This is a genomic window from Yersinia sp. Marseille-Q3913 (assembly GCF_963892745.1).
Lineage (GTDB): Bacteria > Pseudomonadota > Gammaproteobacteria > Enterobacterales > Enterobacteriaceae > Yersinia > Yersinia bercovieri.
Map to the genome: position 1 here is coordinate 1 of NZ_CAWQAF010000043.1, position 5,014 is coordinate 5,014.

Consider the following 5,014-nt stretch of genomic DNA (forward strand, 5'->3'; position numbering starts at 1 on the left):
ATCCATCCTGTGGCTTATGACTTTGCTCCAGTTCGTGCAACTTATCTGCACCTGATTTTGGCTGTAGAATCTCGGAAGATGACACCTGCCGGTCAACCTCATAACCCGCTAATATACGTTGCTGAGGATCACTAAGCGGTAGCGGTTTCTCTCCCCCCTCATTAAACCATCCTACCAACCCACATGCCTGATTGACAAAAGTACGGCTCCCCTCAAAGACCATCACTTCCCCAGATTTCTCTTCTGCTATCGTCATAGCACCCGCGATATGCTGGCCATCAGAGATAAATGGATTGGCTATTTCTATCAGTTCACCACGATCCTGTACTTGTACGATTCCATCATGCCGATACTGAATGACGCCGTCGCGATTAATTTGAGTATCATAGCCTTCCATGTTGAATGGTCTGCAATCATCAGCTGCTGCACACCGGATACCATTCTCAGAAAGCGGTGGTGTTTTGTTAGCACGTTTAAGTCGATACGACCAGCCACGCAACTGTGCAATAGCCGCTTGGTCATGCTTAAGGGCCTGTTGCTCTACCCAGGCGCGATAATTCAACCTGCGATTTGCTGGGTCGGCATTGAATACTTTTTTCTCTGCTTTAATCGCGATACGCAAGGCAGCTATAGCTTTCATTCGTTCAACTTCAATGATGTGATAAGTCAACTTGCGGAGCAATGGATCACCGATGGCGATTCGCGCTCTGGCTTTCTGCCAGGCAAAACGCTTAGCCACATGTTGGTAACGTTGCTTGAGTGTACCACCCTCCAACTTAGGCTTTATCCATGCAGACTTATAAGCCTGATAGCGTGCTTTCAAATCCTCTCGAGCAACGGCTCTGGCCAGACGTCGGTCGATTCGGGCAGTGTTATCCCGAGCATGTAGACGAGGCTCATAAATAAACTCTCGTTTATAATTAGAATGAATAATGTTGTCATTATCATCGGTCAACATCACGATTTCCGGTGACGGTTCAAACTTACCCAGCGTCTCTTCAAGGCAATACAAGGTCAGGTCTGGATGCAGACAACTGGCTTTTATAGGAGGCAGGCTTTCATCTTCGCGGGAATAAATCGCTAATCCCTCCCCTTTGGGTTTTAACTCCAGCCCTGCACGAATAAGTTCAGTATGAATAGCATTCCATGAAGGGTTATCCCCTGCCACAATCTCACCAATACTTTGACGACACTCTCCTGTCACATAGCTAAACAGACTCTCTGAGTCAGCGTAATACTCCAATTGCTTAGCTTTACGGGGGATAGATTTAAAGTCATTTTTACTGCGCACGACCTGGTGTGATCCATTCACTTTCCACGCCCCATTATCCGGGGTGAAATCATGCTTCATCTCCAGATGGCGACAGGCTTTATGCAATGTATCAACATCATTATAGAGATTAGCGGCGCGGTATGATTTAGGGTTAATGCGGTTCGCGGCAATATGGCAATGCACATTATCTGTATCTCTATGCACGGCAACGACGTACTGATGATCGGCCATACCGAGTTGCTTCAAGCAGTATCGAGCACTATCAAAAATTTGCTCGTCAGTCGGTGTATCTTCTTCACGCCAGGACAAGATGCAGTGATAAACAGCATCCACACAACGCGTGTTTTGCATCGCAACAGCGTTCATTTCAGCCGACGCAGTTTCCAGGCTGAAACAATTGGTTTCGCAAACAACGTTTCCACTTTTAATCTGCTGAGTACCATCATCAAACATGGCCAACACGGTTTGGTCTTCTACAGAAGCTTTCCGGTCGAGATAATCAATCAGACGATCAAAGATAGCCGCCTTAGAACGTGAAGGTCGGATGTAGGGATTATCAGGAGAGATAGGCATATCAGGTTTGACTTCATCACGAAGAGTCAAATAACTCACCAGTTGAATAAAACTGGAACGACCATCTCGCCGTTTTTCTGGAACAATTGGGATCATGCTTTTTCTCGCTCTGCAGCTAAACCATCAATACCCAAGTCAATACTAATAATCGCCTTTTTGATAGCCACAAGCACCTCAGAGTACTCTTTGCTAAATACCTCACTGACATTGCCCCGCCCCTCATTAAAGAGGTGTTTTTGCAACCCTCCAAGTCGGCGAAGTTCCATTATCATTTCGGTATCGCATTTTGATTCAATACGACGTCCCAAGCCACTACGAAGCATATAGGCTCCCACACTTAAGCCTGATGCTTTTGCTTTTGTTGCAATGATTTCCTTTTCCTCTGGGTAACAGCGAATGCTGGGCAGCAGGGCTGTTCTGTTCCGGCTTTCGCTTTTACTCATGGTGATAATTTCCCTTACAGTCTCGTAGTCTCAGTCTAGCGGGTGTCGGGGCTCTGCCCTGACCAGGTTGTTTTGTAGGGCCGACTGCGTGCAGGCGGTGCTACAAAACATATCCTGTCCCATATTTGGAATCAGATATTTGTATTTTGCCCTAAATGGCCTGAGAAGTCATTACACCATGGGAGAACTTTTTTCGGAGTTGTGCCGATTTGAAACGCCCGTATACTATTGTCGTATCTAAAATTTTTCGAATGGGGAAATATGGCATATGGCGGCAAAAAATCATTACAGTACTGAGCAGTTAGAATTAGCAAAAGTACAATTATCTGAATTACCGGATTTGAGAACAGAGCGTCTCACGGGTAAGGAAGTATTGGCAGGATTGAAAGAGCAAATTTTAATTCTGGCTACGCAAAAAGGATATACAGCTAAAGATATAAAATCGGCATTGGAAAGTTGCGAAATTATTGTCAGTGAAAGGGCTATTCAGGAAGCCATTAAATCTGTAGCTATGACAAAAAAGAAAGCATCTTCATTATCGAAAGTAAGAAGCATTAAAAAATCAGAAGTAGAAAATACCGGAACTCCTGTGGCAGCACGGAGCTGATAAATCTGTCGGTCATGGCTCAATGCCGTGAACGACAGAAAGGGTAAATTTAATGCAATATAGATTCATATTTCGAATCAATTAATATCCATCAGCGACACTCAATGTGTTGCTGATGGATAAGGAGTTATCACCAGTCGCAGATTGGCATTCCTGGAATTACACCACCGTCACAATCAAACTGAATCATTTTGATGTCATGTTTTATCATCATTTGATAAACAAATTTCCTTAAAGTTTTTGATATTCCTATACGCTTTAACCGTAATACAGCAACTCTCCCGCCCCATAAGTCAATGATAAACCCATACTCATATTCTAAAACCCAATTGACTTGTTGGGTTATCCTACAACCGTACATGCCCAGAACAATATTATCATCAAATGTCATGTGGGCTGTAGAGCAAACAAGACAGCGTTTAACTTCAAGTTCATTACTCATAAGTACTCCTATAGGCGGTGTGATTAGCACCGCCATAAAGATAATTAGGCTTTGATTTTTTTCATTTCTTCTGCCAATTTCCAAAGAGCATTATTGAGTTTTATATCTCCTGTAATCCCATTTACAGAGCGGGTTTTACTGCGTTTACCTTGCGCATTAATGCCATGTAACCCACCTTTTATCATATTTTCCTGAACCCGCTGATAAGTCGTCCATAAATCAGAATTTTGATCCTGCCAACGGCGAGCATTTAAAATTTGGTCTGCGGTAATAGGTTGATGATCGTCTGAATATTTGTACTCTAATGCGGCCTCTGCATAAGCATGTTGCTCGTCATTATTCAACATAATGGATTTCATTTCGTTTCTGGATTCAGTCACTTTATCGAACAGACCTAAAACCTCATAGGCACCTTCGATAACTTGTCCTGCCACATCGCCTTTATGGGGTACACGCACATCACCGAACGTATCACCACATACCAAACCGTTATTACAGACGAAACGAAAAAGGCCGGGGATCATTTGATAGCTACTACTACCGTCATGACTGTTAAGCAAAATAATTTCGGGAACTTCATCATTTTTGCTAAACCCATTACGACGTAGGCGTAACATATGGCGAGTATGTCCGCGCTTATTCTCATCACGAACACGAGTTTGACAGGCATAAAATGGTTGAAAGCCCTCATCTCGCAGCTTTTCTAAAAGTGTGATCGTCGGAATGTAGGTGTAGCGTTCGCTGCGCGATTCATGTTTTTCTTCTGAGAAAACACTTGGTACATATCTTTCTAGCTCATCATTGGTCAGCGGGCGTTCTTGACGGATAACAGTCGCATTACCAAAACCGGTATATAAACGTTGCATATTAATTCTCCTTTGAGTTTGTTTCTGGTGTCACTCTTTTTCCGGCTTTGCCGGGCTCAGAGCGTCTTGTGCTGTGACAATGAGACCGGGATGAGGTATGAGCCGTAGATGCAAGGGCGTTACCGCATGCCGCACGCGCAAGCGAACGACCGCAGGGAGTAAGTGCGAACGGGAGAAGATAACGGCGTAAGCGTACCCTTGTGACTACGGCGCCTCAGCCCAGCGTCTGTCACGGCATAAGGCACTCTGTGCTCAGCCTGTGGACTAAAAGAGTGATGACGATACTCTCAACCTAGTGCAACCAGGTTTCCTTGACGTTGCCACTATCAGTGGCAACAGTTGAAGCGGCGCGGGCTATGCCCGCTGCAAGCGTGGAGTTTTCGGTTGAAGCCGGTTCAATACCGACATCAACCGATTGGCGGGCAAAAAAACCGCCCATAAGGACGGCAGTAGGCACAATATTTTTCGCTAAGTGATACATCCATTATATACGCGGACTAAGTACAGCCGGGGTCCTCCGATCAGTTGGCTCTTTCTCTGATGAGTTTCAGCACGGCCTCCACACAGGGAAGCAGCGTGACCGAATCCATCCCATCGTCGGGGTTATCAAAACACAGGGTTGACTCGCAGTTAATATTGTCTTCTAGCCAACTGGCTAAAATTTCCAACCCCTTAATAATTTCAGTTCGAGTCATCTGTTCTGTTTCAGTCTGAGCGATATTTACCGCAGTATCGATAAAATGCTGGGGCATAGTGTTATTCCTTGTCTGTTAGTCTTTTTCTGGTGTCCCTCTTTAGAGTTTCACGCAC

7 protein-coding genes are annotated in these 5,014 nt (G+C 44.8%); 1 reads left to right on the forward strand and 6 read right to left on the reverse strand.

What is annotated here, in order from left to right; translation table 11 throughout:
- Both traI and mobA read right to left on the reverse strand, forming a co-directional pair.
- A partial coding sequence (gene traI, locus AACW11_RS14935) for a TraI/MobA(P) family conjugative relaxase (protein ID WP_212587015.1) occupies positions 1-1,942 on the reverse strand: 1,942 nt, incomplete at its 3' end.
- Positions 1,939-2,289, reverse strand: coding sequence for a plasmid mobilization protein MobA (gene mobA, locus AACW11_RS14940; protein WP_212587016.1), 351 nt, complete (start codon positions 2,287-2,289; stop codon positions 1,939-1,941). The genes traI and mobA, both read right to left, overlap by 4 nt.
- Positions 2,290-2,557: 268 nt before the next feature.
- Between mobA and AACW11_RS14945 the strand changes: the two genes are divergently transcribed.
- The gene (locus AACW11_RS14945; protein WP_145592833.1) at positions 2,558-2,896 is read left to right on the forward strand and encodes a mobilization protein MobC; all 339 of its coding nucleotides are present in this window, start codon (positions 2,558-2,560) and stop codon (positions 2,894-2,896) included.
- A gap of 130 nt (positions 2,897-3,026) precedes the next feature.
- On the opposite strand, the gene AACW11_RS14950 is transcribed toward AACW11_RS14945, so the two are convergent.
- The 4 genes from AACW11_RS14950 to AACW11_RS14965 all read right to left on the reverse strand — a co-directional run bounded on the left by AACW11_RS14950 (position 3,027) and on the right by AACW11_RS14965 (position 4,899).
- Positions 3,027-3,338: a DUF5983 family protein gene (locus tag AACW11_RS14950; protein WP_212587017.1), complete on the reverse strand. Its 312-nt coding sequence runs from the start codon at positions 3,336-3,338 to the stop codon at positions 3,027-3,029.
- 44 nt (positions 3,339-3,382) lie between these two features.
- Positions 3,383-4,204 (reverse strand): DUF932 domain-containing protein, encoded by an 822-nt coding sequence (locus AACW11_RS14955; protein ID WP_212587018.1) that lies wholly within the window; start codon positions 4,202-4,204, stop codon positions 3,383-3,385.
- Positions 4,205-4,496: 292 nt separating this feature from the next.
- Positions 4,497-4,661: a hypothetical protein gene (locus tag AACW11_RS14960; RefSeq protein WP_212587019.1), complete on the reverse strand. Its 165-nt coding sequence runs from the start codon at positions 4,659-4,661 to the stop codon at positions 4,497-4,499.
- Positions 4,662-4,725: 64 nt separating this feature from the next.
- Positions 4,726-4,899: a DUF957 domain-containing protein gene (locus AACW11_RS14965; RefSeq protein WP_145592860.1), complete on the reverse strand. Its 174-nt coding sequence runs from the start codon at positions 4,897-4,899 to the stop codon at positions 4,726-4,728.
- Positions 4,900-5,014 lie beyond the last annotated feature (115 nt).

What these genes read in the sequence shown, in the direction of transcription:
- AACW11_RS14965 (WP_145592860.1), bottom strand. Translation starts at nt 4,899, where the DNA reads ATGACTCGAACTGAAATTATTAAGGGGTTGGAAATTTTAGCCAGTTGG.
- AACW11_RS14945 (WP_145592833.1), top strand. Translation starts at nt 2,558, where the DNA reads ATGGCGGCAAAAAATCATTACAGTACTGAGCAGTTAGAATTAGCAAAA.
- AACW11_RS14955 (WP_212587018.1), bottom strand. Translation starts at nt 4,204, where the DNA reads ATGCAACGTTTATATACCGGTTTTGGTAATGCGACTGTTATCCGTCAA.
- mobA (WP_212587016.1), bottom strand. Translation starts at nt 2,289, where the DNA reads ATGAGTAAAAGCGAAAGCCGGAACAGAACAGCCCTGCTGCCCAGCATT.
- AACW11_RS14950 (WP_212587017.1), bottom strand. Translation starts at nt 3,338, where the DNA reads ATGAGTAATGAACTTGAAGTTAAACGCTGTCTTGTTTGCTCTACAGCC.